This window comes from Pseudomonas marginalis (assembly GCF_001645105.1).
Classification (GTDB): Bacteria; Pseudomonadota; Gammaproteobacteria; order Pseudomonadales; family Pseudomonadaceae; genus Aquipseudomonas; species Aquipseudomonas petroselini.
Genome location: NZ_LKEG01000048.1, coordinates 50785 through 74603 on the forward strand (window position 1 = coordinate 50785; position 23819 = coordinate 74603).

The window sequence follows — 23819 nt, forward strand, 5'->3', positions numbered from 1 at the left end:
AGACCACGCCGGTCGACTCGTAAGAAAAACCCTGCCTGATGGTGGTGCCGTCGACTATGCCTACGACCGTCAGGGCAACCTCCTCAGCGTCGAAGACGGCCACTGGGCCCTGGCCTACGAATACGACAAACAAAACCGCCTCACCGCCGAACACCAAGGCTGGGGCACCTTGCGCTATGGCTACGACGCTTGCGGCCAACTAACAAACCTTCGCCTGCCCGACAACAACCGCCTCACCTTCAACCACGACAAAGGCGGCCACCTTTCCACGGTTGAACTGAATGGCGCAGTACTGACCTCACACCAATTCAACGCTGGCCGCGAACAACAACGTACCCAAGGCAAACTGCTCAGCACTTACCAACACGACCACCAAGGCCGCCTGTTCAACCAAAGCATCGGCGATGCCGACGGCCCGGTGTACCGCCGCCATTACGACTACGACAAATCCGGCAACCTCACCCGCCTGCTCGACACCCGCAAAGGTGAACAGCACTACCACTATGACCCACTAAGCCGCCTCACCCACGCCAACCACTCCCAAGGCGAGCCAGAACGCTTCGGCCACGACCCCGCCAGCAACCTGCTCATGCAAGACCGCCCCGGCCCCGACATCGTGGAGGGCAATCGCCTGATGATCCAAGGCGACCACCACTACGACTACGACGCCTTCGGCAACCTCATCCGCGAACGCCGCGGCAAAGGTCATCAACTCGTCACTGAATACCGCTACGACTGCCAGCATCGGCTGATCGGCATTACCCAACCTAACGGCCAAACTGCCAGCTACCGCTACGACCCGTTTGGGCGGCGTATCAGCAAAACCGTTGATGGCCTTACGACCGAGTTTTTCTGGCAAGGCGACACCCTCATCACCGAGCACCACGAGGACCGTCACCGCAGCTATGTCTACGAACCCGAAACCTTCCGCCCGCTCGTCCTACTGGAAGGCTTCGGCCCAAAGGAAACCAAAGCCTACCATTACCAACTCGACCACCTCGGTACTCCACAGGAACTCACTGCTCAAGACGGCGAAATCGTCTGGTCCGCGCACTACCGCGCGTACGGCGAAATCACCCGGCTCGACATAGGAAAAATCGACAACCCGCTGCGCTTCCAGGGCCAATACTTCGATCAAGAAAGCGGGCTGCACTACAACCGCCATCGCTACTACCATCCGGATATTGGTCGGTACCTGACGCCGGACCCGGTGAAGCTGGCGGGGGGGATCAACGCGTACCTGTACGTGCCCAATCCTACGGGGTGGATAGATCCGTTGGGGCTGAATACATGCCCAGGCGGAGACGGATGCAAACCGCAGTTAACGGCAGGAAGCCAAACCGAACATGTGAGGGTTGATGAACAGGCGCCGTCACCGCCAGCATCACTGCGAAAGCGGAGCTATCTATATCGCGGAGATTTAAGAGAGCCAGATGAAATATTTGAAAAAGGATTCGAAAGCAGAGGGACGAGTACAGATCTGTACCTGCACGCTTTAAACAACGCCAGCCCTCCCAGTAACTATGTCCCTACTTCAACCTCAAGGAAGCAGGCATTGGTATTCGCCTCAAACTATGGATTTGAAGAAGGGTTTCTCTACACACTTAAAAAAATCCCAGGAAGAGACGTAAACAAGGAACTGGGAACACGCTCCAAACACAAAAATGAAGCAGAAATAGCAATTCCCCGACGTATAGACTCTAAAGACATACTGGGTGCCTCACCAGTCAATGAAGATGGCACTTTCAAGGGATACACCATATTGAACCCGAATAGGGAACACCCATGAAATCACGAGAAATCGTCATCCTCAAAAACGGTACGCGTGAAAACGCAGTGATTGAATACGAGGGGGGCAAGCCAACCCTTAATCTACTGCTAAGCAACGGGGTGCGAAAAAGCTATACAGCACTGGATCTGTACGACAGCTTCGGTCTGTTGAGAGCCGATTTGAAAGACATACAGTTTTTATGCAAGGGGGCCAAAATCAATGTCCATACCTCTGGAATGTCCTCCCACATGTCAAATGGACTTGTCGCTTACGAACTGACAATAGGAAAACCGGAGGGTGAACTTGTACATATTTTTGCCTACGAAGAATGCGATCTCACCAACGACATACAGGAGCAACATGACTTCTGTCTGCGCTGGGCTGAGTCGGTGCAGGAATGAATATGTATTCAGCCCTAACCCTGTGGCGAGCGAGCTTGCTCGCGCTGGGCTGCGAAGCAGCCCCAATCCAGACAAAGCATTTTTTCAGGTAAATGGGCATCGTCTGTTTTAGGGCTGCTTCGCAGCCCAGCGCAGGGCAAGCCTGCTCACTACAATGATCGTGCCCACTAATAAGCGGGGGTTACCAGCCTTCTTTAAGCATCCGCAATTCCAGATGCTGCAACAGCATGATGGTCTTGCCATCGGCAATCTCGCCGTTTTGCACCCATGCCAAAGCCTCTTCAAAGCCCAGCTCCAGCACTTCGATATCTTCGCCCTCTTCTTCCAAGCCACCGCCAGTCCCAACCCGGTCACCCGGCTGGTATTCACCCATGAAAAAGTGAATCCGCTCCGTCACCGACCCGGGGCTCATGAAGGCCGCATAGATCTTTTCCACGTGCCCCACGCGGTAGCCGGTTTCTTCTTCCGCTTCCAGGCGGATCCGCTCTTCGGGGCTGGCATTGTCGAGCAAGCCGGCCGCCGCTTCGATCAGGTAGCCGTGGTAATCGTTGACGAACGTGGGCATGCGAAACTGGCGAATCAGCAGCACCGTGCGCTGCTCACGGTTGTACAGCAGGATGGTCGCGCCGTTGCCGCGGTCGTACACCTCGCGGGTTTGGGCTTGCCAACTGCCGTCGCGGCGGCGCAGGTCGAAGCTGTACTTTTTCAGCAGGTACCAGTTTTCCGAAAGCGTCTCTTCGGCGGTGATGCGAACGGGGCTGTTGTCCATGGTGGGATCTTTACTCAATGGAGGGATCGTTTTCACGCTTGTTTGATACGCGGCCAGGCGGCGGCGACGGCTTCAGCACTGTCCGCTTTGATACGGGCCAGGTTGCGCGGGTATTCCACACCAGGATTTTCCGTAAACCGCGTGGCCGTGAATTGCCCATTGCTGGCCCGCACGATGTAACCCGTGTCCTCGCACTGCGTCGAGGCGAGAAACAGCACACCCGGCGTCACCCACTCCGGCTTGAGTTCATCCGGCTCGTCAGTCACACCCCACATGCGGGTCTTGGCCACCGGCGAGATCGCATTGACTTTGATCCCCGCATCCAAGCCTTCATGACTCAACGCGTTCATGATCCCTAATTGCGCCATCTTGCCGGCGCTGTAGGCCACCAGGCCGGTTTGCTCGTACTGCGCGTACATGGCGCGGTCGGAGGTGGTGAGGATGATGCGCGGCGCCGATGAGTGCAGCAGGTGCGGCCAGGCGTGCTTGCACAGCCACAGCGGCGCGTAGAGGTTGATCGCCATGGCACGCTCAAGGAACGCGGCGTCGAGGTCTGCGATGTTCTGGTAACCCACCCAGCCGGCGTTGTGGATCAGGATATCGAGTTGGCCGAATGCCTCGAGGGTATACGCAATCAGTTGCTCGCAGCCCTCGTTCGTGGACAGGTCACCCCCGTGGCCGATCACCGTCAGCCCTTCGGCCTGCAAGGCCTCGGCCGCTGCCAGAACCACCGACGCATCGCTGCCTGCACCGGCAGTGTCGGCGCCGATATCACTGATCACCACGCGCGCACCGCCCAGGGCCAGTGCCCGTGCATAGCTGAGTCCCAGCCCGCGTGCACCGCCGGTGACGATAGCGGTTTTGCCTGTGAAATCCATGTGCTTGCTCTCCTGTTCGGCTGCCCACCCTAACAACCCGTGCACCGTTTGTTCAATGCTGTAACACTTTGCAAGCAATCCCGGTGGACGGCTGTCGAATTAATTCCTGCCTCTGCAAGCCATCTGGTAAAACCCCTGCTTCACCTTTTTCCAGGAACCTTCATGTCTTCACGTTTTCTGTCGCGCCTGAGCCTGCGCTGGTTTCCCCTGCTGTGCATGGCACTGTTGATCGTCGGCCTGCCGGTGGGTTGCGCGATGCTGCAACACAAGGAGCGCGAGCTGGTATTTCGCATCGAACCGGGCACCGCCAGTTGGTACAGCGGCTTGCCCAAGGCGGTGCAGGAATTCGAACTCAAGCCCGCCAGTCTCAAATCGGGGCAGAACATTCATGGCTGGTGGTACCCGGCGGACAACAAGGACGCACCTGCGATTCTCTACCTGCACGGCGTACGCTGGAACCTCACAGGGCAGCTGTTTCGCATCGAGCAATTGCATGCACTGGGCTACTCAGTGCTGGCCATCGACTATCGTGGTTTCGGCCAAAGCCGCGGCGAGCTGCCGTCGGAAACCACGGTGTACGAAGACGCGCGTATCGCCTGGGAGCGTTTCCAGGTGCTGCAACCCGATCCGCAAAAACGCCTGATCTACGGGCACTCGCTCGGTGGCGCGGTGGCCATCGACCTGGCTGCAGAACTGGGTAAACAGATGCCGTTGCCCGTACGCGGGCTGGTGATCGAATCCACCTTTACCTCGCTGGCGGATGTGGCCACCGCCGTAGCGAACACCTCTCTACCGGTGCGCTGGCTGCTGTCGCAGAAATTCGATTCCATTGACAAGATTGCCGACATCCATATGCCACTGCTGGTGGTGCATGGCCTCGACGACCGCTACGTACCGCCGCGCTTCAGCCAACAGTTATTTGAAGCCGCCCGGGAACCCAAACGGCTGTTACTGGTGCCCGGCGCCAGCCATAACAACAGCATGAGCCTCGCCGGTCGCAGCTATGGCCAGGCATTGGAGAAACTGATGCAAGCGAAGATGCCGGCCCAGGTGGTCACGCACTCCACAGGTCGCAGCGGCGACTCATAAAAACGCTTTTCGGCACTGGGTTCGCGCTTGCCTGTCAAGCGCAAACCCAGCCCATGCTGGGCCAAATCAGAAGTTGATCAAATATTGATCTCGGCTTAAATCGCCAACCCTGCCGGGGCTTCGCAAAGTTATCCACAGAGATACCCACGGTTTTCGTGGACAACTCTTTTTATATTTTTACGTTTTTTCTGCTCAATAAACGCTTTCAGGAAATGTACCCGGCAACAAAATCTCGCGATTCACATCGCGTATATCGTTATACCCACATAACGCCATCGACACGTCCAACTCACGGGCGATGATCTGAAGCGCCTTGGTCACACCCGCTTCGCCCATCGCACCCAAGCCATACAAATGCGCTCGACCGATCATGGTGCCTTTGGCGCCCAACGCCATCGCCTTGAGCACATCCTGACCGGAACGAATGCCACCATCGAGCCACACTTCAATGCGCTCACCCACCGCCTCCACAATCGCCGGCAACTGGCTGATGCTCGACGGTGCTCCATCCAGCTGACGGCCGCCGTGGTTGCTCACCACCAGTGCATCGGCGCCGGAGTTCGCCGCAAGGCGCGCGTCTTCCACATCGAGGATGCCCTTGGTGATCAACTTGCCGCCCCAGCATTGCTTGATCCACGCCACGTCGTCCCAGCTCAGGCGGGGGTCGAATTGCTGGGCCGTCCAGGAAGAGAGCGAACTCATATCGGCCACACCTTTGACATGCCCGACAATGTTGCCAAAGCCACGCCGCTGGGTGCCGAGCATGCCCATCACCCAACGCGGCTTGGTGGCCATGTTGAGGATATTCGGCAGGGTCAGTTTGGGCGGCGCCGACAGGCCGTTGATCAGGTCTTTGTGGCGTTGCCCGAGGATCTGCAGGTCGAGGGTCAGCACCAATGCGTCCACACCGGCAGCTTTGGCACGTTCGATCAATTGTTCGACAAAGGCGCGGTCGCGCATCACATACAGTTGGAACCAGAACGGCTGGCCAACCTGTTCGGCGATGTCTTCCAAAGAGCAGATGCTCATGGTCGACAAGGTGTAGCGCAGGCCGAACGCGGCGGCGGCACGGGCAGTCAGGATCTCGCCATCGGCATGCTGCATACCGGCCAATCCGGTCGGTGCCAACGCCACCGGCATGGCCACGTCCTGGCCGATCATAGTGGTGCGGATTGAGCGCTCATCGATATTGCGCGCCACGCGCTGGCGGAATTTTATGCGGGCAAAATCGCTTTCGTTGGCGCGGTAGGTGCTCTCAGTCCAGGAGCCGGAATCGGCGTAGTCGTAGAACATGCGTGGGACACGTTTTTGCGCCAGCTTGCGTAAGTCTTCGATGGTGGTAATCAACGACATCTAGGTCACCTCTCCCTGAACTGAATGCTGAGAGTAACCGCCCATCGGCCGCGCAACCAGCCATTGCGTTTATATCAGTGCGCGTCTAATCTCGCACAAACCCGCATAAAGACGCAAAACCATGCATAACACTCATCACGCCATCGACCTGCCTTCTTTGCGCAAACAAAAGATCCTGTTGCTGCTGGAACGCGACGGCAAAGTTACCGCGTCGGAATTGGTCGAACACTTCGCCGTTTCCCAGGACACCATTCGCCGTGACCTCGGCGAGCTCGCTGCCGCCGGCCTGTTGCAACGTGTGCACGGCGGCGCCCTGCCCCGGCCGAAGGACACCGGCAAAGACTTCTTCACCCGTGTCGGCGAGACCAACGAGGCCAAGCGCCGCCTCGCACGACTGGCCGCTGAACGCGTGGAAGAGGGCCAGATCGTGCTGTTCGATTCCGGCTCCACCACGTTGCAGATCGCCCAGTCATTGCCCCGTTCAATGCGCCTGACCGTGGTCACACCGTCGCCCATGATCGCGATCGCCTTGGCCGACCATCCTGATGTGAAGGTGATACTGACGGGTGGCCAACTCAACCCGGCGACCCTGTCCACCAGCGGCCACGAGACCGTGCGCATGATCCAGAGCATCAAGGCCGACCTGCTGTTTACCGGTGTCTGCGCGCTGCACCCGCAAGTGGGCATCAGCTCGCTGCATTTTGATGAAGTGGCGGTCAAGCAAGCCCTGCTCGACAGCGCCTCCCACGTGGTGGCGGTGACCATGGCCGACAAACTCGGCGCGGTGGAGCCCTTTGTGGTGGCGCCGTGCAGCCGCATTCACACATTGATTACCGAGTGGCACGTGCCGAGTGTGGAGGCGTATGAGCAATTAGGGTTGGAGGTGCTGCGGGTAGAGGTTGAGTGAGCAAAACAGTAGCGTGTTCGCCCTTGACTGACCGCGCACTCACCAGCGCAACACCTTGGCCGCATCGCGCATGAAAATCTCGATGGTTTTAGGCCCCACGCCTTCGAATTCGCCCAGGCGTTTTTCAAAGGCTTCACGGTCTTCGCTGGCACTGCGCATCCGCGTGATCCGACCGGCGTACTCAGCGTTCAATTTGGCACTCAGATCCAACAGGCGCTGCGCGGTGGTTTCGTCATAGCGCACGTAATGGGCACGTCCCAGCATCGTGACCAATTCCCGCGAGGTGCAATGCTGCAACTTGCGCGCAGTGTCGCGCCCCTCCTCCTCGACGATCACCTTGTACGCCTGCGCCGCAATCGGTGCCTGGATGCGCTTGCCCATCAGGAAACTGGCCACAAACCACTTGAACAGGCTGGCGTCATCGTCAGGCTTGAGTTCAATGCCCAACTCCGAGGCGCTAATAGCACGGGCCATGCTCAATGGCCCAGCTTGCGCTCGGCCTTGGCGGCCTGTTCGTTGATCGCATCCGTCTGGCGTTCAATGTCTTTGATCGAGGTGGGCGTGAGGACTTTATCGACGGTTTCGGTCTTCGGGTTCGGGCGTTCCAGGGTCTGGCCCTTGGCGGGTTTTTCCGTGCCGTTCTGAGCCTCTTCAGAGCTGATCGGCGCAGGGGTTTTGTCGGTGGTCATGGTCTATCTCCAAGTCATTGAAGGCCCACGAAAAAAACGCGGGCAGGTGTTCAGCAGAACTCAGTGAATTTGGATAGTTCAAGGAAATTGCGCGCGCCAATCGTCCAAGAAATAAGCGCAAATTAATTTAAACCTTTGCCTCCTGAGCCCAATCAACTCTCCCATATCCCCTCTTTCCTTCACCCATCAGGAGACACTCGATCATGAGTTCACACCTCAACGGCAAAAAGATTCTGGTCATCACGTCCAACACCGGCATCGAGCGCGACGAACTGCTCAAACCGTTGGAAGCATTGCGTGGCTATGGCGCGACGGTGACACACGGCTCCAGCGATGGCGGCACCACCCAAACCTTCGTCGGCGACACCGAGAAGGATCAGACCGTAGAGTCCGACGCCAAACTGTCCGAGCTCTCGGGTGCGGATTTCGATGCGTTGGTGATCCCCGGCGGCACCGTCAACGCCGACACTCTGCGTCAAGATACGACCGCGTTGAAGCTGATCAATGAGTTCGTCAAAGCGGGTAAAACCGTGGCCGCGATCTGTCACGGCCCGTGGGCGCTGATTAACGCCGGCGTGATCAAGGGCAAAACCCTCACCTCCTACAAAAGCGTGCGCATTGACCTGGAAAACGCCGGCGCGGCCGGGTGGGTCGATGCCGAAGTCAAGGAATGCCAGGCCAACGGTTGGACGTTGATTACGTCGCGCACGCCGGATGACCTGCCGGCATTCAACCAGGCGATTGCCAAGGCCATCGCCGGTTGATAATGCCGCTGAACGAAAACAGGCGCCTCGATCGCGTAATGCCAGTCCGTTAAAACGTAGAAAGGGTAAAAAATAACCTGTGGCGAGGGAGCTTGCTCCCTCGCCACAGGTACAGTGTTTGCCCTTAACTGACTGGTATTAGCCTCGATGGCGCCTGTTTTTTTTTCACTTATGGATTAACTCTTACGCTGCTCCGGCATCTCGCGTTTAGGCCCGAACATCGCCCAGGCGATCAGGCCAAGCAGCGGCACAAAGATCAGAATCACCAGCCACAGCCCCTTAGTCTCCCAGCCCCCGGTGCTGCGCAGGACGACATTGATTGCCCACAATTCCAATAGCAGCAGAATCACCGCCAAGCCGATCCAGATATATTGAATTTCCATGCTTCACCTCCTAGGTCGTATGCGTTAGGTCAAGCATCGGCGCCGAGGGTTCATTAAAATTTTCCGACGTGGTGGAATGCAACGCGTCTTGGGGCCCACCATGCAACCTGCACGACAGGCACTGTTGCTCATCATCGGTAGCCCATTGAATTACAAAACGATTTCAAAAAGCTCAAGTTGGTACAACTGATGCACTACTCCACTGGACGAGGCGTGCATGTCGACGCGCCCTGAGTTTTCCCGTGAGGTGTCACCCATGAATGCCATTGACCTGCTCAAAGCCGACCACGAACGCGTGAAGGCCCTGTTGACTCAACTGAGTGAGTCCACCGAGCGCGGGGTTAAAAAGCGCACTGAGCTGCTGGCCAAGCTCGAAGCGGAAATCAGCCTGCACACTAAGCTGGAAGAAGAAATCCTCTACCCGGCCTTCCGGAAGGCGGGCGGCAAGGAACAAGACATCATGTACCACGAGGCCAAGGAAGAGCACCGCACCGTCGACGCCCTGGTGCTGCCGGACCTGAAACAGACCGAGCCCTCGACAACCGAGTTTTCCGGCCGCGTCAAAGTGGTCAAGGAGCTGCTTGAGCACCATATTGAAGAAGAGGAAACCGACATGTTCCCGCAGGCTAAAAAACTGCTGGGCAAGGCGTTGCTTGAAGAGTTGGGCGCTGAGATGGAAGCCATGAAAGCAGCGCATAAAAAGTCGCAGTCGACCAAGCCAATGGCGGCTTGATCGCGGCATGACCAGAGCCTGGAGGTTTTCCAGGCTTTTGCTCCATCACGATAGGGATTGCGTCATGAAGACCACATCGTCCCAAAGGATTTTGCTTATCGTCGGCCTGTCAGCCTTGCTCACCGGCCCTGCCCTCGCCGCCTTCGGCGATAACCCCGAGCCTGCCGCCAACGCCTTGAGCGGTGACAGCGCCGCCGGTTCCGCCCTGCCGCCGGGGACCTACCCCAGCAGCCCCTCCGACAGCGCCAAGAAAACCAAAGCGCCCGACAAGCAGCCGGCCAAAACCGCTAAGCCTGTCGACCGCCAAAAAGCCCCCCAGGAAAAACCCCGTTCAGGCAGCTGATGCTTTAAAGGGAGACCCCCCACCCGTGGCGAGGGAGCTTGCTCCCGCTGGGCCGCGCAGCGGCCCCGTTCTTTGCTTAAAGAGGATCGGGACGGCTACGCAGTCCAACGGGAGCAAGCTCCCTCGCCACAGCGTTAGCGTTACTGTGCGCTTTTGATGGTTACTGGCTGAACGGCATCAGGCTCAGGCGCGAGTCCCCAGTCGCCGTGTTCGTACCAATCATCGCCGAGCATTTCCGCGGGATGCATGGTGCGGTCGGCGCCGTTGCCGCAGGCCAGGTCAGTCGCGGCACAGTAGCGGTCGCAGCCCCAGCAGATGCGCTCCGGGTGCTTGGGGTGCAGCGGAAAAGGCTTGGCCATGAACAGCTTCCCTGGCGGCGAACGGTCATCACACCCTACCCTCCCGTAGCCTGCGCGACCTTGACCGACATCAAGGTCGGCAAGCATGAAATATCGCCTGAACTTGACAAGAATCATTATTATTCACAGCAGACCTTCCTAGACTCGGGCTCTCTCCCTTCACACGTCAGGAAGCCTCCATGCGTACCCTCTCTTTACTGCCCATCGTCTTGTTGTTGAGCACCTCTGCGGCGCTCGCCAAGGAGTACCCGATCGGCGAGCCTCAACACTGCCCTGGGTTGGAGATCGGCGCGGTGTACCTGCAACCGATCGAGATGGAGCCCACCGGCATGATGCGCGCCACCGCTGATTCCGATGTGCACCTGGAAGCCGATGTGCGTGCCACGGCAGACAACGCCCAGGGTTTTCAGGAAGGCAGTTTCGTGCCTTACCTGAACCTGTCGTTCTCGCTGAAAAAGCAAGGCAGTGACACCCCCATCAAGGGCGACTTCCACGCCATGGTCGCCAACGACGGCCCGCACTACGGCGATAACGTCAAACTGCAAGGCCCCGGCCAATACACCCTCACCTTCAGCGTATTACCACCTGCCGGCCACCACTCACTGGGCCGCCACACCGACAAGGAAACCGGGGTCGCGCCCTGGTTCGAACGCTGCGAAGTGCACTACGCATTCGTCTACGCCGGTATCGGCAAGAAAGGCGGTTATTGATGCGCCGCGCCCTGTTGCCGGGCTACCTGTTGCCGGGCTGCCTGATGCTGAGCGGCGTGGCCTTGGCGGCACCGTTGCCCAGCTATGAACTGACCCTGCAAGACGGTCACTTCAGCCCGCCGCAACTGGCGGTCAAGGCCGGTGAGCGCTTCAAGATCGTACTGAAAAACCTCGGCCAAGGTCCGGCCGAATTCGAAAGCACACCGCTGCGCGTAGAGAAAGTCTTGTCGCCCGGCGTCACCACCTTTGTGGTGATCCACCCGCTCAAGCCGGGCGTGTACCCGTTCTTTGACGAATTCAACCCACAGTTGCCCGAAGGCAGCATCCTCGCCGAATAGGAGCCGTTGATGAACACGTCGATGTTTATTGTGTGGCGCGAAAGCGTTGAGGCGCTGTTGGTGATCGGGATTCTGCAAGCCTGGATCAGTTGCCAGCGCGGCCACTCACGCCTGGCGCGTTTCCTGTGGGCCGGGGTGCTGTTGGGGTTACTGGGCTCCGCCGGGTTGGCAGGGTTGATGTTATGGGCCGGTGAAGCCATGACCGGCCCCGAGGGGGAATGGCTGCAAGCGACACTCACGCTGGTCGCCAGCGGGTTGATGGTGCAGATGGTGTTCTGGATGCATCGCCATGGGCCCACGCTCAAACACCGACTGGTCAGCGAAGCCGATCAGCGTCTGGCCCACCACGGCGGCTGGGGGGTGATGCTACTGGCGCTGCTGGCGGTGAGCCGCGAAGGCAGTGAAACCGTAGTGTTCCTGTACGGCGCCGGCGCGCGCCTGCACAGCGAGGCGCTGGGCCTGTTCGCCCTCGGCGGTGTGCTGGGCCTGGTGTTGGCAGGGCTGACGGTGGTGCTGTTGCGCGGCACGCGTCGCTGGATGTCTTGGGCGCATTTTTTCGCCCTCAGCGAAGCCCTGCTGTTGCTGCTGGGCGGCGCCTTGCTGGTAGCCGCCGTGGACCGCATCAGCGGGCAATTGCTCGCCATGGACATGCCCGAATGGGTGTATTCGGCCTTCGGCGACAGCCTTTGGGACAGCAGCGCCCTGCTCAGTGACAGCCACGGCCTGGGCGCCCTGCTCGCCGATTTTGCCGGCTACCGCGCGGCCCCCAGCCTGATAACCCTGCTGGTGCTGCTCGGCTACTGGCTGCTGGTAGGCAACGGCTTGCGCCGGTCTCGGCACGCGGCATGAGCTGGCTGCGGCAGCTGGGGGATGGCATGCGCCGCCATGCCCGATTGATCCATGTCGTGCAATGGGCGGTGGTGCTGGTGTACGCCGTGCTGTTGGTGTTGCCGGTCTTGCTGCCGTTACCGGACGGCCAGGCGCGCATGGTGAACAACCTGACGTTGCTCGCACAGTTCATCTTCTGGGGGATCTGGTGGCCGTTTGTGTTGCTGTCCATGGTGTTTTTCGGGCGCTTGTGGTGCGGCGTGCTGTGCCCCGAAGGCGCATTGAGCGAATGGGCCAGCCAGCACGGACGTGGCCTGGGCATCCCGCGCTGGCTGCGCTGGGGCGGCTGGCCCACGCTGGGGTTTTGCCTGACCACCCTCTACGGTCAACTGATCAGCGTGTATGACTACGCCCAGGCCGCGCTGCTGATCCTCGGCGGCTCGACCGTGGCCGCCGTCGTCGTGGGCCTGCTGTTCATGCGCGGTAAACGTGTGTGGTGCCGCTACCTGTGCCCGGTGAGCGGCGTCTTCGCCTTGCTCGCTCGCCTGGCCCCGGTGCACTTCGCGGTGGATGAGCAACGCTGGAAAGCCAACACCGCGCCGCGCCTGCCCCTGCCCAACTGCGCACCGCTGCTGGACATCCGCCGCCTGCAAGGTGCAAGCGAGTGCCACGCCTGCGGCCGCTGCAGCGGGCAACGCGGCGCGGTGCAATTGATCGCCCGCTCGTGCAACCAGGAAATTCTCCAGGCGCGCCATCAACCGGGCTCGGCCTGGGATGTGCGCCTGCTGCTGTTCGGGGTGATCGGCTTGGCCATGGGCGCATTCCAATGGACCGTCAGCCCGTGGTTTATCGCCCTCAAGCAATACCTGGCCGAGTGGCTGGTCGATCGCGGCTGGCTGTGGGCGCTGCAAGACAACGCGCCTTGGTGGTTGCTCACGCATTATCCCCAACGCAATGACAGTTTCAGTTGGCTGGATGGGGGGTGCATTGTGGTGTATCTGGTGGGCAGCGCACTGGTGATTGGCGGCGGGTGCTGGCTGCTGTTACGGGCGGCGGCGCATTGTGCGGGGGATCGCGCACTGTTTCGGCCCCTGGCATTGACGTTGACGCCCTTGGGTGGTGCGGGGTTGTTTTTGGGGTTGTCGGCGACCACGGTGAAGTTGTTGCGTTATGAAGGGTTGGGGTTGGCTTGGGTGCAGCCGGGTCGGGCGTTGCTGTTAGGCGCCTGCATCGGTTGGAGTGTGTGGTTGGCGTGGCGGCAGCTTGATGGCATGCCTCGATGGCGGGCTTGGGGGTGGGTGGTGATGGGGAATGGGTGGGTGGGGGGTGGATGGTGGTTGCAGTTTTGGGGATGGTGATTGGGCGGGGGTCAAGTACATCTCCGTTATTTGGCTAACGGCGGGGGNNNNACGGCGGGTCACTTTGGAACGGGGTGCCTAAGATCAAAAGCCAGATCAAAGCAGCCTGATATCCACCTGATGCATGAAGATCAAACTGTGGGAGGGGGCTTGCCCCCGATGGCGGCGTGTCAGCGAATACATCTGCAACTGCCCCACTGCTATCGGGAGCAAGCCCCCTCCCACAGTTAACCGAGATCGACAGCTGGCCGAACGCAGGCTTGAATCCGTGGCTAACCCGGCAGGACGCCGGCTTAGCTGTTACTTAAATAACGGATATGTATACAAATCGCTACACCTTAAACCGCCCCACCGTCTGATGCAGCGCCCCCGCCATCCCCGCCAAATCATGCCCCGCCGTCTCCGTATGCAACGCCCCCTGCAACACCTGCTGCGACAGGTTACGAATCCCCACCAGGTTGCGATCTACCTCCCGCGCCACCAGCGCCTGTTCCTCCGTGGCACTGGCAATCATCATATTGCGCTCGTTGATCTGCGAAATAGACCGCGTAATCTCATCCAACGCCTCCCCCGACCGCTGCGCCACGCCGAGGGTCGCCTGCACCCGCTCGCTGCTGCTGTGCATCGCCGCCACCGCATGCTCAGTGTCCTGACGGATATTCCCAATCATCTGCTCGATCTCCTGGGTCGACGCTTGGGTACGATGGGCCAGCGCGCGCACCTCATCGGCGACCACCGCAAAACCACGCCCGGCATCCCCGGCACGGGCCGCTTCGATGGCCGCGTTGAGGGCCAACAGGTTAGTCTGGTCGGCAATGCTGCGGATCACTTCCAGCACACCGCTGATGTCTTGCACGCGGCCAGCCAGTTGCTGGATGCGCTCCGAGGTTTCCACCACGCCGGTGGCCAGGGTGTTGATCGATGCCACGGTTTCCTGCACCTGGGCTCGGCCGCGCTGGGCGGTCTGTTCCGACAGGCGTGACGCCTCGCTGGTGCTCACGGCATTACGCGCCACTTCATCCACGGCGGCGGTCATTTCGTTGACCGCCGTGGCCGCCTGTTCGATCTCTTGGCTCTGGGACTGCATGCTACTGCTGGTCTGGCTGCTGACCGCGCTCAACTCCTCGGAGGAGCTGGCCACGCCGTCCACCGAGGCCGCGATATGCCGCACCATCTGGTTGAGGCTCTGCTGCATCAGGTGCAGGTTGCGCATCACGCTGCCTTCGGCGCTGTTGCCGACCGGCACCACAATGGTCAAGTCGCCCTGGGCGATATGGCTCAAGACGCGCGCGGCTTCATCCGGCTCACCGCCCAAGGGGCGGATCACGCTACGCGTGACGATCACCGCAGCGGCCACCACCAGCACCAGGCACAACAGGAACAGCCCGATCATGTTGCGCCGGGCCTCGTCGTACAGCGCCTGCGCCGCCTGTTCGCGCTCGGCAAACAGACGGCCTTGCATCGCCATCAGGGCGTCCAGGCTCTTGAACACTTCAAGTTCGGCGGGCATCACCTGTTGCTTGAGCTGGGCCAGGCCCTGCTCGCGCGCGCCCTGTTTGATCAGCGCCTGCACCTGGGTAAAGGCGGCCACATAGGTTTCGCGATGGGTCTTCAAGTTGGCGTAGGCCGCTTTGCCTTCGGCCGTATCCAGCAGCGGTTCAAGGGTCGCGAACGCCTGGGTGATGCGTTGCCGGGTCGTGCCGATGGCGTCTTGGGCTTGTTGGTTGTCCTGGTCGATCAGCAAGTCGCGGGTGTTGCGCCCGTTATCCCGCACACCGGTGGCGATCACCATGATCGGTGCAATTCTCGGCCAGTCCTGTTGCACGATTTGCTCGGATTGCTGCTTAAGCGTTGCCAGGTCGTGCAAGGCGTAAAACACCAAGCCGACCAGCGCCAACGGCGCAATCGCGAAACCGATGACAATGCGTTGTGCCGTGGTTAATTGCTTCATTCTGATATTCCCTGATGAAAACCTGCCCACCATGGGCAGCATCTATAAAAATCCGCTGGAGGGCGCTGGTCACCCTCGCAATACAAACGCGGGAAACAACTCGCGCAATCGGCCCCATAACTCCGGCAGTGCAGCCTGTGCCGGAGCACTGGGCAAGTGCGTATCGAGCATGCTGGCCGTGCGTACCATCTGCACCGCGAAACGCTGCACACCCATGGCCTGCAAACGTTGGGCCAGCAACAGCAGGCGCGGTGGGTCGATCAGGTGCCAATGCACCGTGGTGCGGCATTCGTACTCCACGCCGCTGGCCAATAAGGTGTCGAGGCTGCGCCAGTTGGCCACGCCACTGCCCTTGACCTGGGTGATCGATTGGCAGTCTTCGGCCAGGGCCTTCACGTCAAAGCCGACCCAGTCGGCGTGGCGCAAGGCATTGGCAAACCCCGCCGGCTTGATTCCGGCACTGTGCAGGCCGATGCGAAAACCCATCGCCCGCACTTCGTCCATGGCCGCCGGCAAGCCTTCCTGCAAGGTCGGCTCGCCACCGCTGAACACCACCGCGTCGAGCAGATCGCGGCGCCGTTGCAGAAACAGCAACACCCGGCGCCAATCCACCTCCGTGCTGGCGCGCGGCGGGATCAGGTCCGGGTTGTGGCAATAACGACACCGCCAGGCACAACCCTGGCAGAACAGCACACAGGCGAGCATGCCGGGGTAGTCGAGGGTGGTCAGGGGCACCAGTCCCCCGACCCGTAGTGCTCGACTCATTGGCGCCCGGCCACGGCGGCCGTTTCAGTGAAGTGCACACGCTCCTTGTGCTCGGACTGCTTGCCGGGGTTGAACGCGGACACCGGCCGGTGGTAACCCATCACCCGGGTCCAGACTTCGCAGCGCTGACGTTGTGGCTGGGATGCTTGCATGGTGAATCTCCTTACGGGTTGGAAAGTCGGTTCAGGACTGAGCGGCCAGTGCCAGCACGTCATCGCACTTGGGGCAAAACTCGTGCTCGCCGGCGAGGTAGCCGTGCACCGGGCAGATGGAAAACGTCGGCGTAATCGTCAGGTACGGCAGGCGGAAGCGCCCCAGCGCCTTGCGCACCAACTGCTTGCAGGCCTGGGCCGAGGAAATCTGCTCGGCCATGTACAGGTGCAACACGGTGCCGCCGGTGTATTTGCATTGCAGCTCGTCTTGCAGCTCCAGGGCTTCGAACGGGTCTTCGGTAAACCCCACCGGCAATTGCGACGAGTTGGTGTAGTACGGCGCGACGTCACTGCCGGCCTGCAGGATGTCCGGGTAGCGTTTGCGGTCTTCCTTGGCAAAGCGGTAAGTGGTGCCTTCGGCCGGCGTCGCCTCAAGGTTGTAGAGGTGGCCGGTGTCTTCCTGGAAGCGCAGTAACGTGGCGCGCACGTGGTCCAGCAACTTGAGGGCGAATGCGCGGCCCTCGACGGTGTGCATGCCCTGCTCGTCGCCGCTGAAGTTACGCAGCATCTCGTGCATGCCGTTGAGGCCGATGGTGGAGAAGTGATTGCGCAAAGTGCCCAGGTAACGCTTGGTGTAGGGGTAGAGGCCGGCGTCCATGTGGTGCTGGATCACCTTGCGCTTGACCTCCAGGCTTTCCATGGCCATTTCCATCAGGCTGTCCAAGCGTTGCAGCAAGCCCGAGGTGTCGCCCTTGAACAGGTAGCCCAGGCGCGCGCAGTTGATCGTCACCACACCCAGGGAGCCGGTTTGCTCGGCCGAGCCGAACAGGCCACCGCCGCGCTTGAGCAATTCGCGCACGTCCAACTGCAGGCGGCAGCACATGGAGCGCACCTGGTTGGGCTGCATATCGGAATTGAGGAAGTTCTGGAAATACGGCAGACCGTAGCGCGCGGTCATCTCGAACAGGCGGTCGGCGTTGTCGCTGTCCCAGGGGAAATCATGGGTGATGTTGTAGGTAGGAATCGGAAAGGTGAACACCCGGCCCTTGGCATCCCCGGCCTGCATGACTTCGATGTAGGCGCGGTTGATCAACTCCATTTCGGCTTGCAGGTCGCCATAAGCAAACGGCATTTCTTCGCCGCCGATCACCGGCACCTGCTCGCGCAAGTCTTCGGGGCATACCCAGTCGAAGGTCAGGTTGGTAAAGGGCGTCTGGGTGCCCCAGCGCGACGGCACGTTGAGGTTGTAGATGAACTCCTGCACCGCCTGGCGCACTTCGGGGTAACTCAGTTGGTCTTTGCGCACATAGGGCGCCAGGTAAGTGTCGAAGGAGCTGAACGCCTGGGCACCGGCCCATTCGTTTTGCAGGGTGCCGAGGAAGTTGACCATCTGCCCCAACGCACTGCTCAAGTGCTTGGGCGGCCCGGCCTCGACACGCCCCGGTACGCCGTTGAGGCCTTCGTGCAGCAGTGAGCGCAGCGACCAGCCGGCACAGTAGCCGGCGAGCATGTCCAGGTCATGGATATGCAAGTCCGCCTCGCGGTGTGCACGGCCGATCTGCTGGCTGTAGACCTCGTCCAGCCAGTAATTGGCGGTGACCTTGCCCGACACGTTCAGCACCAGGCCGCCGAGGGAATAGCCCTGGTTGGCGTTGGCCTGCACGCGCCAGTCTTCGCGGTCGAGGTATTCGTTCATCGAGGTGGCGACTTCCACCAGGGTCTTGCGATCGCGGCGCAGGCGGCCGTGTTGTTCGCGGTAGACGATGTAGGCGCGCATCGACAGGAAATAGCCGGCGTCCATTAATACGCGCTCGACGCTGTCCTGGATTTGTTCGACGTCCAGGTGGTCGATGCCTCTGAGACGGGCGAGGACGGCGCCCAGTAGCAGGTCGGCTTCGGTGGCTTGGTATTCGCCGGTGGCGGTGCCGGCGGCGATCAGGGCCTGGCGGATTTTTTCGGCGTTAAAGGGGACTAGGCTGCCGTCGCGTTTGTGTAGGCGGGTGCTGGTTAGTGGGGTGAGCGTGGTTTGCATTTTTGGCTCCAAGCACTACATATAGATATTTTTTAGTGATTAAACACAACATGCAGTGATGCTACGGAGGATGGGGTGGGTTGCCCTTGACCGGGGTCAAGGTTTTTTGATTGGGGGGATATCCGTTATTTGGGGGGCTGATATCCACCTGATGTAGGGAGATCAAACTGTGGGAGGGGGCTTGCTCCCGATAGCAATGGGGCAGCCACAGCTGCGTCAACTGACACACTGCAATCGGGAGCAAGCCCCCTCCCACATTAACCGAGATCGACAGTAAGAAACCGGTCGGTTCTAAGACGCCCCGTCAAACACGCTGGCCGGAATTCGACAGGGATTTTTGGGGGCCCCAATCACCCCCCACTCATACTCATAAACCGCACCACCTGCACCTCCCCCGCCCCCGTAAAATCATGCCCCACCGGCTTCCCCCGCAACGCCCGGTGCAACGCCTCAACCAGCGGCCCATCCTCCACCGGATACCGCCGCAGCAACCCGCGAAAATCCAGCGAATCCTCCTGCCCCAAACACAGCAGCAACTGCCCCTCCACCGTCATCCTGACCCGATTACAGCTCCCACAAAAATTATGCGAATTAGGCGAAATAAACCCCACCCGCGTCCCCGGATGCCGCGCCAACCGCACATACCGCGCCGGCCCGCCGCTGCTTTCGGTGCTGTCGAGCAACACATGCTCGCGCGCAATCACCGCGCGCACTTCATCACTGGAGCAGAACGTTTCCCCCCGCGAACGCCCCACATCCCCCAGCGGCATTTCCTCGATAAAACTGATGTCGATGCCCTGCTCGATCGCGTACCGCACCAACCCCGGCACCTGATCGAAATTGCGCCCTTTCATCACCACGCAATTGAGTTTGACCCGCTCGAACCCCGCCTCCCGCGCCGCCTCGATACCGTCCAGCACCTGGCGCAGATCACCGTTGCGGGTGATCGCGCGAAAGCGTCCAGGGTCCAGGCTGTCGAGGCTGATGTTCATGCGCTTGACCCCCGCCTCCACCAATGGCCGCGCCAAGCGCGCGAGCTGCGAGCCATTGCTGGTCATCACCAACTCACGCAACCCCGGCAGCGCCGCGATGTTGCGGCATAACCCGACAATGCCGGGGCGAATCAGCGGCTCGCCACCCGTCAAGCGGATCTTGCGCACGCCCTGCCCCACAAACAGCCTGGCCAGGCGTTCCAGTTCTTCCAGGGTCAGCACCTGCTGGCGCGGCAGGAAGGTCATGTTTTTCGCCATGCAGTACACACAGCGGAAATCACACCGGTCGGTCACCGACAACCGCAGATAATCGATCGAACGCCCCACCCCATCCACCAGGCTCATGTCACTGCACCAACGGCGAGTCGGCGCCCTGCAGCGCGATGCCGCGAATGTCCGCCGCGCCGATCAGGGTTTGCAGGTACTGCACCAGTGCCTTCTGCCACACGCCCTGCTGCAACTGGGTACGGATCGCCACCGCAACCGCTTCGTAGGGCAACGGCTGGCCTTCGATGCGCTGGTCGACGCTGATCACGTGCCAGCCATAACGGCTTTCCAGCGGTTTGCCGGCCAGGCCCGGCGCCAGGGTGAACAGCTGGCGCTCTAGCTCCGGTACGGTCTGGCCCTTGCTCACCTGGCCGAGCGAACCGCCCTGGGCCTTGGACGGGCACGCCGAGTACTTGAGGGCCAACTCGGCGAAGCTGCCCGGCGCTTGGGCCAGGCTCAGCAGCAGCACTTCCGCTTGCACATGGGCCAGTTGCCGGGCCTCGGCATCATCCGGCGCGCACTCCAGCAGGATGTGCCGCACCGCCAGCAACGGCGCGCTGTGAAAGCGCCCACGGTTGTTCTCGAAATAGCGCACACAGGTGGCCTCGTCACACTCGGGCACCTTGACCTCGCGCTCCAGCAGCAAGCGCGTGGCGGCCTCCTCTTCGTTCTCGCCGGCGGCGATCTCCACCGCCAGGCCCAGCTCGGCGATGCGCTGCTGCAACAGCTCGCGAATCACCAGCGCGCGGGCGGCCAGGTACACCGCCTCTTCGCGGCTTTCGGCCGGGTGATATTGCAACTCCAAGGCCATCGCCTCAGGCGTGACGGGCACGTCGTTGACGCTGATGATCGGCCATTCCTGTTCACTGCTGGCAATCAATTCGGGCGCCTTGAGTTCCTCGAAAGGCGCTTGGACAGCAACCTCGGCCATCACGGGTTCTTTGGCCGACGACCCACAACCGCCGCTGCCGCCATTCCCGCCACCACATCCGCATCCTGTTGTCATGACGCTCTCCTCACTACTTCTGCCGCACGATTTGATAACGACGCCCCAGGTACCAGATCGGCGCGCTGACCATGTGCACCAAGCGGGTAAACGGGAACAGCACAAACAGGGTCAAGCCCAGCGCCACATGCGCCTTGTAGATCAACGACACCGGCGAAATCGACGCTGCCGCTTCCACCGGCCGCAACAACACCACGTTCTGCGCCCAGTCGGCGAGCATCACCATCACCGAACCGTCCATGTGCCCGGTGGAGGCGACAATGGTCAGCAGGCCGAGCAGCAACTGTGCGAGCAACACCAGCAGGATCAGGATGTCCGACGGGCTTGAGGTGGCGCGCACGCGTGGGTCAGTCAAACGACGCTTGACCAGCATCAGCAGGCCCACCAGGCACAGCAGGCCGAAGAAACCGCCGGAGACCATCGCCAGCAACTGCTTGTTCTCAGTGCTGATCACATGGTGGTAGATCGATGCCGGCGTCAGCAGGCCGACAAAATGCCCGGCCAGCACGAACAGCACGCCGACATGGAAGAAGTTGCTCGCCACGCGCATGCCGCGGTTGTTGAGCATCTGGCTGGAGCCAGCCTTCCAGGTGTACTGCGACAGGTCGAACCGCGCCCAACTGCCCAACAGGCAGATGGCCAGGGCCACATAGGGATACACCCCGAATACCAGCAAATTCCACTTAGACATTACCCACCTCCCCGGCGGGCGCTGCGGCCCGACCTTCTTGCTGAAAATCCACCCAGTGCAACGGCACCGCGCTTTCTTCGCGGGCCTTGCCCGGCGCACTCGGCAGCGAGCTGCAACGGTCCTGCTGCTCGGCCTGCATAAAGTCCACGGCTTCCTCTTCCCAGATTTTGTCCAGGGCTTCGAGGGAGTCGTCGCGCGGTTCGGCGGCGACCTGGGCACGCAGTTCGGCCACGGCCTGGTGCGGCTCGGCGCCGGCAATCTGCAACAGCGCACGGAAGCAACTGGCGTAGCCGCTCTCGCGCTCTTCCAGACGCGCGGCGAGCAAGGCCAACAGGTGCGCCACATCCGCCAGGCCCTCGCGGGCCTCGATGTCTTCGCGGGTGGAGAGAAACTCCAGGTACAGCGGGATATAGTCCGGCAGCTCCTTGACGCCGATGGCAAACCCGGCCTCCTCGTACTGGGCCATCATGTCGACCATCGCCTGGCCACGGTCGCGGGACTCGCCGTGCACGTGTTCAAACAACAACAGCGACAGCGAACGACCGCGGCCAAACAACGCGCCGTAATGTTCCTGGCCGTCCATCAAGTCGTTGCCGCAGATCAGCTCCATCAACTCGAACAAGGCACCGCGTTGCTTGGGGCTGATTTCCCGCGATTCGATAATCGCTTTTTCCAGCTCGTCGCGGCCGTTCACCAAGGTTTCGGTGGGGTAGTCCAGCAACAGCGAGATCACTTTAAGAATGCGCATGCTCAGTCCTCCCAGATTTGTACGGTTTTCAGCACGTCGCGGCGGTTGGCCTTCTTGGCGCCGAACATGTTGGTATCGGAACTGCCACTGCAGCCGCTGCCGAAACTGAAACCACACCCGGAGCGCTCGGCGAACGCATCGCTCATGGCGTCTTCACGGTGGGCGCTCGGTACCACGAAGCGGTCTTCGTAGTTGGCAATCGCCAGGTAGCGGTACATCTCCTCCACCTGTTCAACGCTCAAGCCGACGTCTTCCAGCACTTGCAGGTCCTGCACACCGTCCACTTGCTGGGAGCGTTTGTAGGCACGCATCGCCAGCAGGCGTTTGAGCGCACGCTTGACCGGTTTTTCATCACCGGCGGTGAGCATGTTGGCCAGGTAACGCAGGGGGATGCGCAGGCTGTCGACATCCGGGATCACCCCGTTCATGCCCACGGTGCCGGCCGCGGCGGCGTTCTGGATCGGCGACAGCGGCGGCACGTACCAAACCATCGGCAAGGTGCGGTATTCCGGGTGCAGCGGCAGGGCGAGTTTCCAATCCACAGCCATTTTGTACACTGGCGAACGCTGCGCGGAGTCGATCACCGACTGCGGCACGCCATCGGCCAGGGCCTGGCGAATCACTGCCGGGTCATTCGGGTCGAGGAAAATCTCCAGCTGTTTTTCGTACAGATCATGCTCGTTGGCAGTGCTGGCGACTTCGCTGATACGGTCGGCGTCGTACAGCAACACACCGAGGTAGCGAATCCGGCCAACGCAGGTTTCGGCACACACGGTGGGCATGCCGGCTTCGATACGCGGGTAGCAGAAGATGCACTTCTCGGACTTGCCGCTCTTCCAGTTGAAGTAAATCTTTTTGTACGGGCAGCCGCTGATGCACATGCGCCAGCCCCGGCATTTCTCCTGGTCGATCAGTACGATGCCGTCTTCTTCACGCTTGTAGATCGCGCCACTCGGGCACGAGGCCGCGCACGCCGGGTTGAGGCAGTGCTCGCACAGGCGCGGCAGGTACATCATGAAAGTGTTTTCGTACTCGCCGTAGATATCGGCCTGGATCTGGTCGAAGTTTTTGTCCTTGCGGCGCTTGGCGAACTCGGTGCCGAGGATTTCCTCCCAGTTCGGGCCCCACTCGATTTTCTGCATGCGCTTGCCCGACACCAGCGAGCGCGGGCGTGCGGTCGGCTGGTGTTCGCCCAACGGCGCGGTGTGCAGGTGCTGGTAGTCGAAGTCGAATGGCTCGTAATAGTCGTCCAGGCTCGGCAAGTCAGGGTTGGCGAAGATGTTCGCCAACACGCGGAACTTGCCGCCGATGTGTGGGTTGATGCTGCCGTTGGCGTTGCGCACCCAACCGCCTTTCCACTTGTCCTGGTTCTCCCATTCTTTGGGGTAGCCGATACCGGGCTTGGATTCGACGTTGTTGAACCAGGCGTACTCCATGCCTTCACGGCTGGTCCAGACATTTTTGCAAGTGATCGAGCAGGTGTGGCAGCCGATGCATTTGTCCAGGTTCAGCACCATGCCGATCTGTGAGCGAATCTTCATC

27 protein-coding genes are annotated in these 23819 nt (G+C 60.7%); 11 read left to right on the forward strand and 16 right to left on the reverse strand.

All coding sequences use genetic code 11. The features are described from left to right. Together AO064_RS31365 and AO064_RS21130 are read left to right on the forward strand one after the other, a co-directional pair. Nucleotides 1–1789, forward strand: a 1789-nt coding sequence (locus tag AO064_RS31365) for an RHS repeat-associated core domain-containing protein (RefSeq protein WP_244159542.1), incomplete at its 5' end; no start/stop codon positions are given. Next, nucleotides 1786–2172 (forward strand): hypothetical protein, encoded by a 387-nt coding sequence (locus AO064_RS21130; RefSeq protein ID WP_064054552.1) that lies wholly within the window; start codon nt 1786–1788, stop codon nt 2170–2172. The genes AO064_RS31365 and AO064_RS21130, both read left to right, overlap by 4 nt. Nucleotides 2173–2353: 181 nt before the next feature. Here the strand turns inward: AO064_RS21130 and AO064_RS21135 are convergent, their stop codons facing one another. Both AO064_RS21135 and AO064_RS21140 read right to left on the reverse strand, forming a co-directional pair. Next, entirely contained in the window at nt 2354–2941 is a 588-nt protein-coding gene (locus tag AO064_RS21135; RefSeq protein WP_064054553.1) for an NUDIX domain-containing protein, read from the reverse strand. 32 nt (nt 2942–2973) lie between these two features. Then, nucleotides 2974–3819: an SDR family NAD(P)-dependent oxidoreductase gene (locus AO064_RS21140; RefSeq protein ID WP_012724757.1), complete on the reverse strand. Its 846-nt coding sequence runs from the start codon at nt 3817–3819 to the stop codon at nt 2974–2976. A 162-nt stretch (nt 3820–3981) separates the two neighbouring features. Here AO064_RS21140 and AO064_RS21145 point away from each other — a divergent pair, with 162 nt between their 5' ends. Next, complete coding sequence (locus tag AO064_RS21145; protein WP_012724758.1) at nt 3982–4908, forward strand: alpha/beta hydrolase; 927 nt, start codon at nt 3982–3984, stop codon at nt 4906–4908. A gap of 192 nt (nt 4909–5100) precedes the next feature. Here the strand turns inward: AO064_RS21145 and AO064_RS21150 are convergent, their stop codons facing one another. After that, a complete protein-coding gene (locus tag AO064_RS21150; protein ID WP_064054554.1) occupies nt 5101–6261 on the reverse strand; it encodes an alpha-hydroxy acid oxidase in 1161 nt (386 codons plus the stop codon). Between the two features lie 121 nt (nt 6262–6382). Here AO064_RS21150 and AO064_RS21155 point away from each other — a divergent pair, with 121 nt between their 5' ends. After that, the gene (locus AO064_RS21155; RefSeq protein WP_046034712.1) at nt 6383–7168 is read left to right on the forward strand and encodes a DeoR/GlpR family DNA-binding transcription regulator; all 786 of its coding nucleotides are present in this window, start codon (nt 6383–6385) and stop codon (nt 7166–7168) included. A 39-nt stretch (nt 7169–7207) separates the two neighbouring features. On the opposite strand, the gene AO064_RS21160 is transcribed toward AO064_RS21155, so the two are convergent. Together AO064_RS21160 and AO064_RS21165 are read right to left on the reverse strand one after the other, a co-directional pair. Next, complete coding sequence (locus tag AO064_RS21160; RefSeq protein WP_012724761.1) at nt 7208–7642, reverse strand: hypothetical protein; 435 nt, start codon at nt 7640–7642, stop codon at nt 7208–7210. Between the two features lie 2 nt (nt 7643–7644). Continuing rightward, entirely contained in the window at nt 7645–7857 is a 213-nt protein-coding gene (locus tag AO064_RS21165; RefSeq protein ID WP_064054555.1) for a hypothetical protein, read from the reverse strand. A 203-nt stretch (nt 7858–8060) separates the two neighbouring features. Here AO064_RS21165 and AO064_RS21170 point away from each other — a divergent pair, with 203 nt between their 5' ends. Continuing rightward, the gene (locus AO064_RS21170) at nt 8061–8621 is read left to right on the forward strand and encodes a type 1 glutamine amidotransferase domain-containing protein (RefSeq protein WP_064054556.1); all 561 of its coding nucleotides are present in this window, start codon (nt 8061–8063) and stop codon (nt 8619–8621) included. 176 nt (nt 8622–8797) lie between these two features. Here the strand turns inward: AO064_RS21170 and AO064_RS21175 are convergent, their stop codons facing one another. Further along, nucleotides 8798–9004 (reverse strand): PLDc N-terminal domain-containing protein, encoded by a 207-nt coding sequence (locus AO064_RS21175; protein WP_012724764.1) that lies wholly within the window; start codon nt 9002–9004, stop codon nt 8798–8800. A 256-nt stretch (nt 9005–9260) separates the two neighbouring features. On the opposite strand from AO064_RS21175, the gene AO064_RS21180 reads away from it, so the two are divergent. Both AO064_RS21180 and AO064_RS21185 read left to right on the forward strand, forming a co-directional pair. Then, nucleotides 9261–9737, forward strand: coding sequence for a hemerythrin domain-containing protein (locus tag AO064_RS21180; protein ID WP_012724765.1), 477 nt, complete (start codon nt 9261–9263; stop codon nt 9735–9737). 64 nt (nt 9738–9801) lie between these two features. Then, entirely contained in the window at nt 9802–10080 is a 279-nt protein-coding gene (locus AO064_RS21185) for a hypothetical protein (protein ID WP_046034710.1), read from the forward strand. Nucleotides 10081–10220: 140 nt separating this feature from the next. On the opposite strand, the gene AO064_RS21190 is transcribed toward AO064_RS21185, so the two are convergent. After that, nucleotides 10221–10439 (reverse strand): DUF3079 domain-containing protein, encoded by a 219-nt coding sequence (locus tag AO064_RS21190; protein WP_064054557.1) that lies wholly within the window; start codon nt 10437–10439, stop codon nt 10221–10223. Between the two features lie 179 nt (nt 10440–10618). Here AO064_RS21190 and AO064_RS21195 point away from each other — a divergent pair, with 179 nt between their 5' ends. From AO064_RS21195 to AO064_RS21210, 4 genes are read left to right on the forward strand one after another with little or no spacing between them, the layout of a single operon-like run. Continuing rightward, complete coding sequence (locus AO064_RS21195) at nt 10619–11149, forward strand: iron transporter (RefSeq protein WP_064054558.1); 531 nt, start codon at nt 10619–10621, stop codon at nt 11147–11149. 44 nt (nt 11150–11193) lie between these two features. Next, nucleotides 11194–11487 carry a cupredoxin domain-containing protein gene (locus AO064_RS21200; RefSeq protein WP_375232511.1) on the forward strand — a complete coding sequence of 98 codons (294 nt, stop codon included), beginning with the start codon at nt 11194–11196 and terminating at the stop codon, nt 11485–11487. A 9-nt stretch (nt 11488–11496) separates the two neighbouring features. Further along, nucleotides 11497–12336, forward strand: coding sequence for an FTR1 family iron permease (locus AO064_RS21205; RefSeq protein ID WP_064054560.1), 840 nt, complete (start codon nt 11497–11499; stop codon nt 12334–12336). Next, on the forward strand, nt 12333–13673 hold the full coding sequence (locus AO064_RS21210) for a 4Fe-4S binding protein (RefSeq protein WP_064054561.1): 1341 nt from the start codon (nt 12333–12335) through the stop codon (nt 13671–13673). The genes AO064_RS21205 and AO064_RS21210 overlap by 4 nt, the downstream gene beginning before the upstream one ends. A 331-nt stretch (nt 13674–14004) precedes the next feature. Here AO064_RS21210 and AO064_RS21215 read toward each other — a convergent pair whose 3' ends face one another. The 9 genes from AO064_RS21215 to narH form a co-directional block, all read right to left on the reverse strand. Next, nucleotides 14005–15624 carry a methyl-accepting chemotaxis protein gene (locus AO064_RS21215; protein WP_064054562.1) on the reverse strand — a complete coding sequence of 540 codons (1620 nt, stop codon included), beginning with the start codon at nt 15622–15624 and terminating at the stop codon, nt 14005–14007. A gap of 69 nt (nt 15625–15693) precedes the next feature. Next, nucleotides 15694–16389 carry an anaerobic ribonucleoside-triphosphate reductase activating protein gene (locus AO064_RS21220; RefSeq protein WP_064054563.1) on the reverse strand — a complete coding sequence of 232 codons (696 nt, stop codon included), beginning with the start codon at nt 16387–16389 and terminating at the stop codon, nt 15694–15696. Next, entirely contained in the window at nt 16386–16541 is a 156-nt protein-coding gene (nrdD, locus tag AO064_RS31515; protein WP_049712898.1) for an anaerobic ribonucleoside-triphosphate reductase, read from the reverse strand. Before nrdD ends, AO064_RS21220 begins: the two co-directional genes overlap by 4 nt. 31 nt (nt 16542–16572) lie before the next feature. Beyond that, nucleotides 16573–18573 carry a ribonucleoside triphosphate reductase gene (locus AO064_RS21230; RefSeq protein ID WP_064054564.1) on the reverse strand — a complete coding sequence of 667 codons (2001 nt, stop codon included), beginning with the start codon at nt 18571–18573 and terminating at the stop codon, nt 16573–16575. A gap of 350 nt (nt 18574–18923) precedes the next feature. Next, nucleotides 18924–19910, reverse strand: coding sequence for a GTP 3',8-cyclase MoaA (gene moaA / locus AO064_RS21235; RefSeq protein WP_064054565.1), 987 nt, complete (start codon nt 19908–19910; stop codon nt 18924–18926). 1 nt (nt 19911) lies between these two features. Next, nucleotides 19912–20838, reverse strand: a complete 927-nt coding sequence (locus tag AO064_RS21240; RefSeq protein ID WP_064054566.1) for a peptidylprolyl isomerase — start codon at nt 20836–20838, stop codon at nt 19912–19914. 13 nt (nt 20839–20851) lie between these two features. After that, a complete protein-coding gene (gene narI / locus AO064_RS21245) occupies nt 20852–21529 on the reverse strand; it encodes a respiratory nitrate reductase subunit gamma (protein ID WP_064054567.1) in 678 nt (225 codons plus the stop codon). Then, nucleotides 21522–22277 (reverse strand): nitrate reductase molybdenum cofactor assembly chaperone, encoded by a 756-nt coding sequence (narJ, locus tag AO064_RS21250; protein ID WP_064054568.1) that lies wholly within the window; start codon nt 22275–22277, stop codon nt 21522–21524. Before narJ ends, narI begins: the two co-directional genes overlap by 8 nt. A gap of 2 nt (nt 22278–22279) precedes the next feature. Beyond that, nucleotides 22280–23818 (reverse strand): nitrate reductase subunit beta, encoded by a 1539-nt coding sequence (narH, locus tag AO064_RS21255; protein WP_064054569.1) that lies wholly within the window; start codon nt 23816–23818, stop codon nt 22280–22282. Nucleotide 23819: the final 1 nt, after the last annotated feature.

Excerpts from the sequence above, each read along its gene's own strand:
- AO064_RS21140 (WP_012724757.1), bottom strand. The coding sequence starts at position 3,819 with ATGGATTTCACAGGCAAAACCGCTATCGTCACCGGCGGTGCACGCGGG.
- AO064_RS21135 (WP_064054553.1), bottom strand. The coding sequence starts at position 2,941 with ATGGACAACAGCCCCGTTCGCATCACCGCCGAAGAGACGCTTTCGGAA.
- AO064_RS21185 (WP_046034710.1), top strand. The coding sequence starts at position 9,802 with ATGAAGACCACATCGTCCCAAAGGATTTTGCTTATCGTCGGCCTGTCA.
- AO064_RS21195 (WP_064054558.1), top strand. The coding sequence starts at position 10,619 with ATGCGTACCCTCTCTTTACTGCCCATCGTCTTGTTGTTGAGCACCTCT.
- AO064_RS21240 (WP_064054566.1), bottom strand. The coding sequence starts at position 20,838 with ATGACAACAGGATGCGGATGTGGTGGCGGGAATGGCGGCAGCGGCGGT.
- AO064_RS21160 (WP_012724761.1), bottom strand. The coding sequence starts at position 7,642 with ATGGCCCGTGCTATTAGCGCCTCGGAGTTGGGCATTGAACTCAAGCCT.
- moaA (WP_064054565.1), bottom strand. The coding sequence starts at position 19,910 with ATGAGCCTGGTGGATGGGGTGGGGCGTTCGATCGATTATCTGCGGTTG.
- nrdD (WP_049712898.1), bottom strand. The coding sequence starts at position 16,541 with ATGCAAGCATCCCAGCCACAACGTCAGCGCTGCGAAGTCTGGACCCGG.
- AO064_RS21155 (WP_046034712.1), top strand. The coding sequence starts at position 6,383 with ATGCATAACACTCATCACGCCATCGACCTGCCTTCTTTGCGCAAACAA.
- AO064_RS21175 (WP_012724764.1), bottom strand. The coding sequence starts at position 9,004 with ATGGAAATTCAATATATCTGGATCGGCTTGGCGGTGATTCTGCTGCTA.
- AO064_RS21165 (WP_064054555.1), bottom strand. The coding sequence starts at position 7,857 with ATGACCACCGACAAAACCCCTGCGCCGATCAGCTCTGAAGAGGCTCAG.
- AO064_RS21170 (WP_064054556.1), top strand. The coding sequence starts at position 8,061 with ATGAGTTCACACCTCAACGGCAAAAAGATTCTGGTCATCACGTCCAAC.
- AO064_RS21205 (WP_064054560.1), top strand. The coding sequence starts at position 11,497 with ATGAACACGTCGATGTTTATTGTGTGGCGCGAAAGCGTTGAGGCGCTG.
- narH (WP_064054569.1), bottom strand. The coding sequence starts at position 23,818 with ATGAAGATTCGCTCACAGATCGGCATGGTGCTGAACCTGGACAAATGC.
- AO064_RS21230 (WP_064054564.1), bottom strand. The coding sequence starts at position 18,573 with ATGCAAACCACGCTCACCCCACTAACCAGCACCCGCCTACACAAACGC.
- AO064_RS21210 (WP_064054561.1), top strand. The coding sequence starts at position 12,333 with ATGAGCTGGCTGCGGCAGCTGGGGGATGGCATGCGCCGCCATGCCCGA.
- AO064_RS21130 (WP_064054552.1), top strand. The coding sequence starts at position 1,786 with ATGAAATCACGAGAAATCGTCATCCTCAAAAACGGTACGCGTGAAAAC.
- AO064_RS21190 (WP_064054557.1), bottom strand. The coding sequence starts at position 10,439 with ATGGCCAAGCCTTTTCCGCTGCACCCCAAGCACCCGGAGCGCATCTGC.
- AO064_RS21200 (WP_375232511.1), top strand. The coding sequence starts at position 11,194 with ATGCTGAGCGGCGTGGCCTTGGCGGCACCGTTGCCCAGCTATGAACTG.
- narI (WP_064054567.1), bottom strand. The coding sequence starts at position 21,529 with ATGTCTAAGTGGAATTTGCTGGTATTCGGGGTGTATCCCTATGTGGCC.
- AO064_RS21220 (WP_064054563.1), bottom strand. The coding sequence starts at position 16,389 with ATGAGTCGAGCACTACGGGTCGGGGGACTGGTGCCCCTGACCACCCTC.
- AO064_RS21145 (WP_012724758.1), top strand. The coding sequence starts at position 3,982 with ATGTCTTCACGTTTTCTGTCGCGCCTGAGCCTGCGCTGGTTTCCCCTG.
- AO064_RS21180 (WP_012724765.1), top strand. The coding sequence starts at position 9,261 with ATGAATGCCATTGACCTGCTCAAAGCCGACCACGAACGCGTGAAGGCC.
- AO064_RS21215 (WP_064054562.1), bottom strand. The coding sequence starts at position 15,624 with ATGAAGCAATTAACCACGGCACAACGCATTGTCATCGGTTTCGCGATT.
- narJ (WP_064054568.1), bottom strand. The coding sequence starts at position 22,277 with ATGCGCATTCTTAAAGTGATCTCGCTGTTGCTGGACTACCCCACCGAA.
- AO064_RS21150 (WP_064054554.1), bottom strand. The coding sequence starts at position 6,261 with ATGTCGTTGATTACCACCATCGAAGACTTACGCAAGCTGGCGCAAAAA.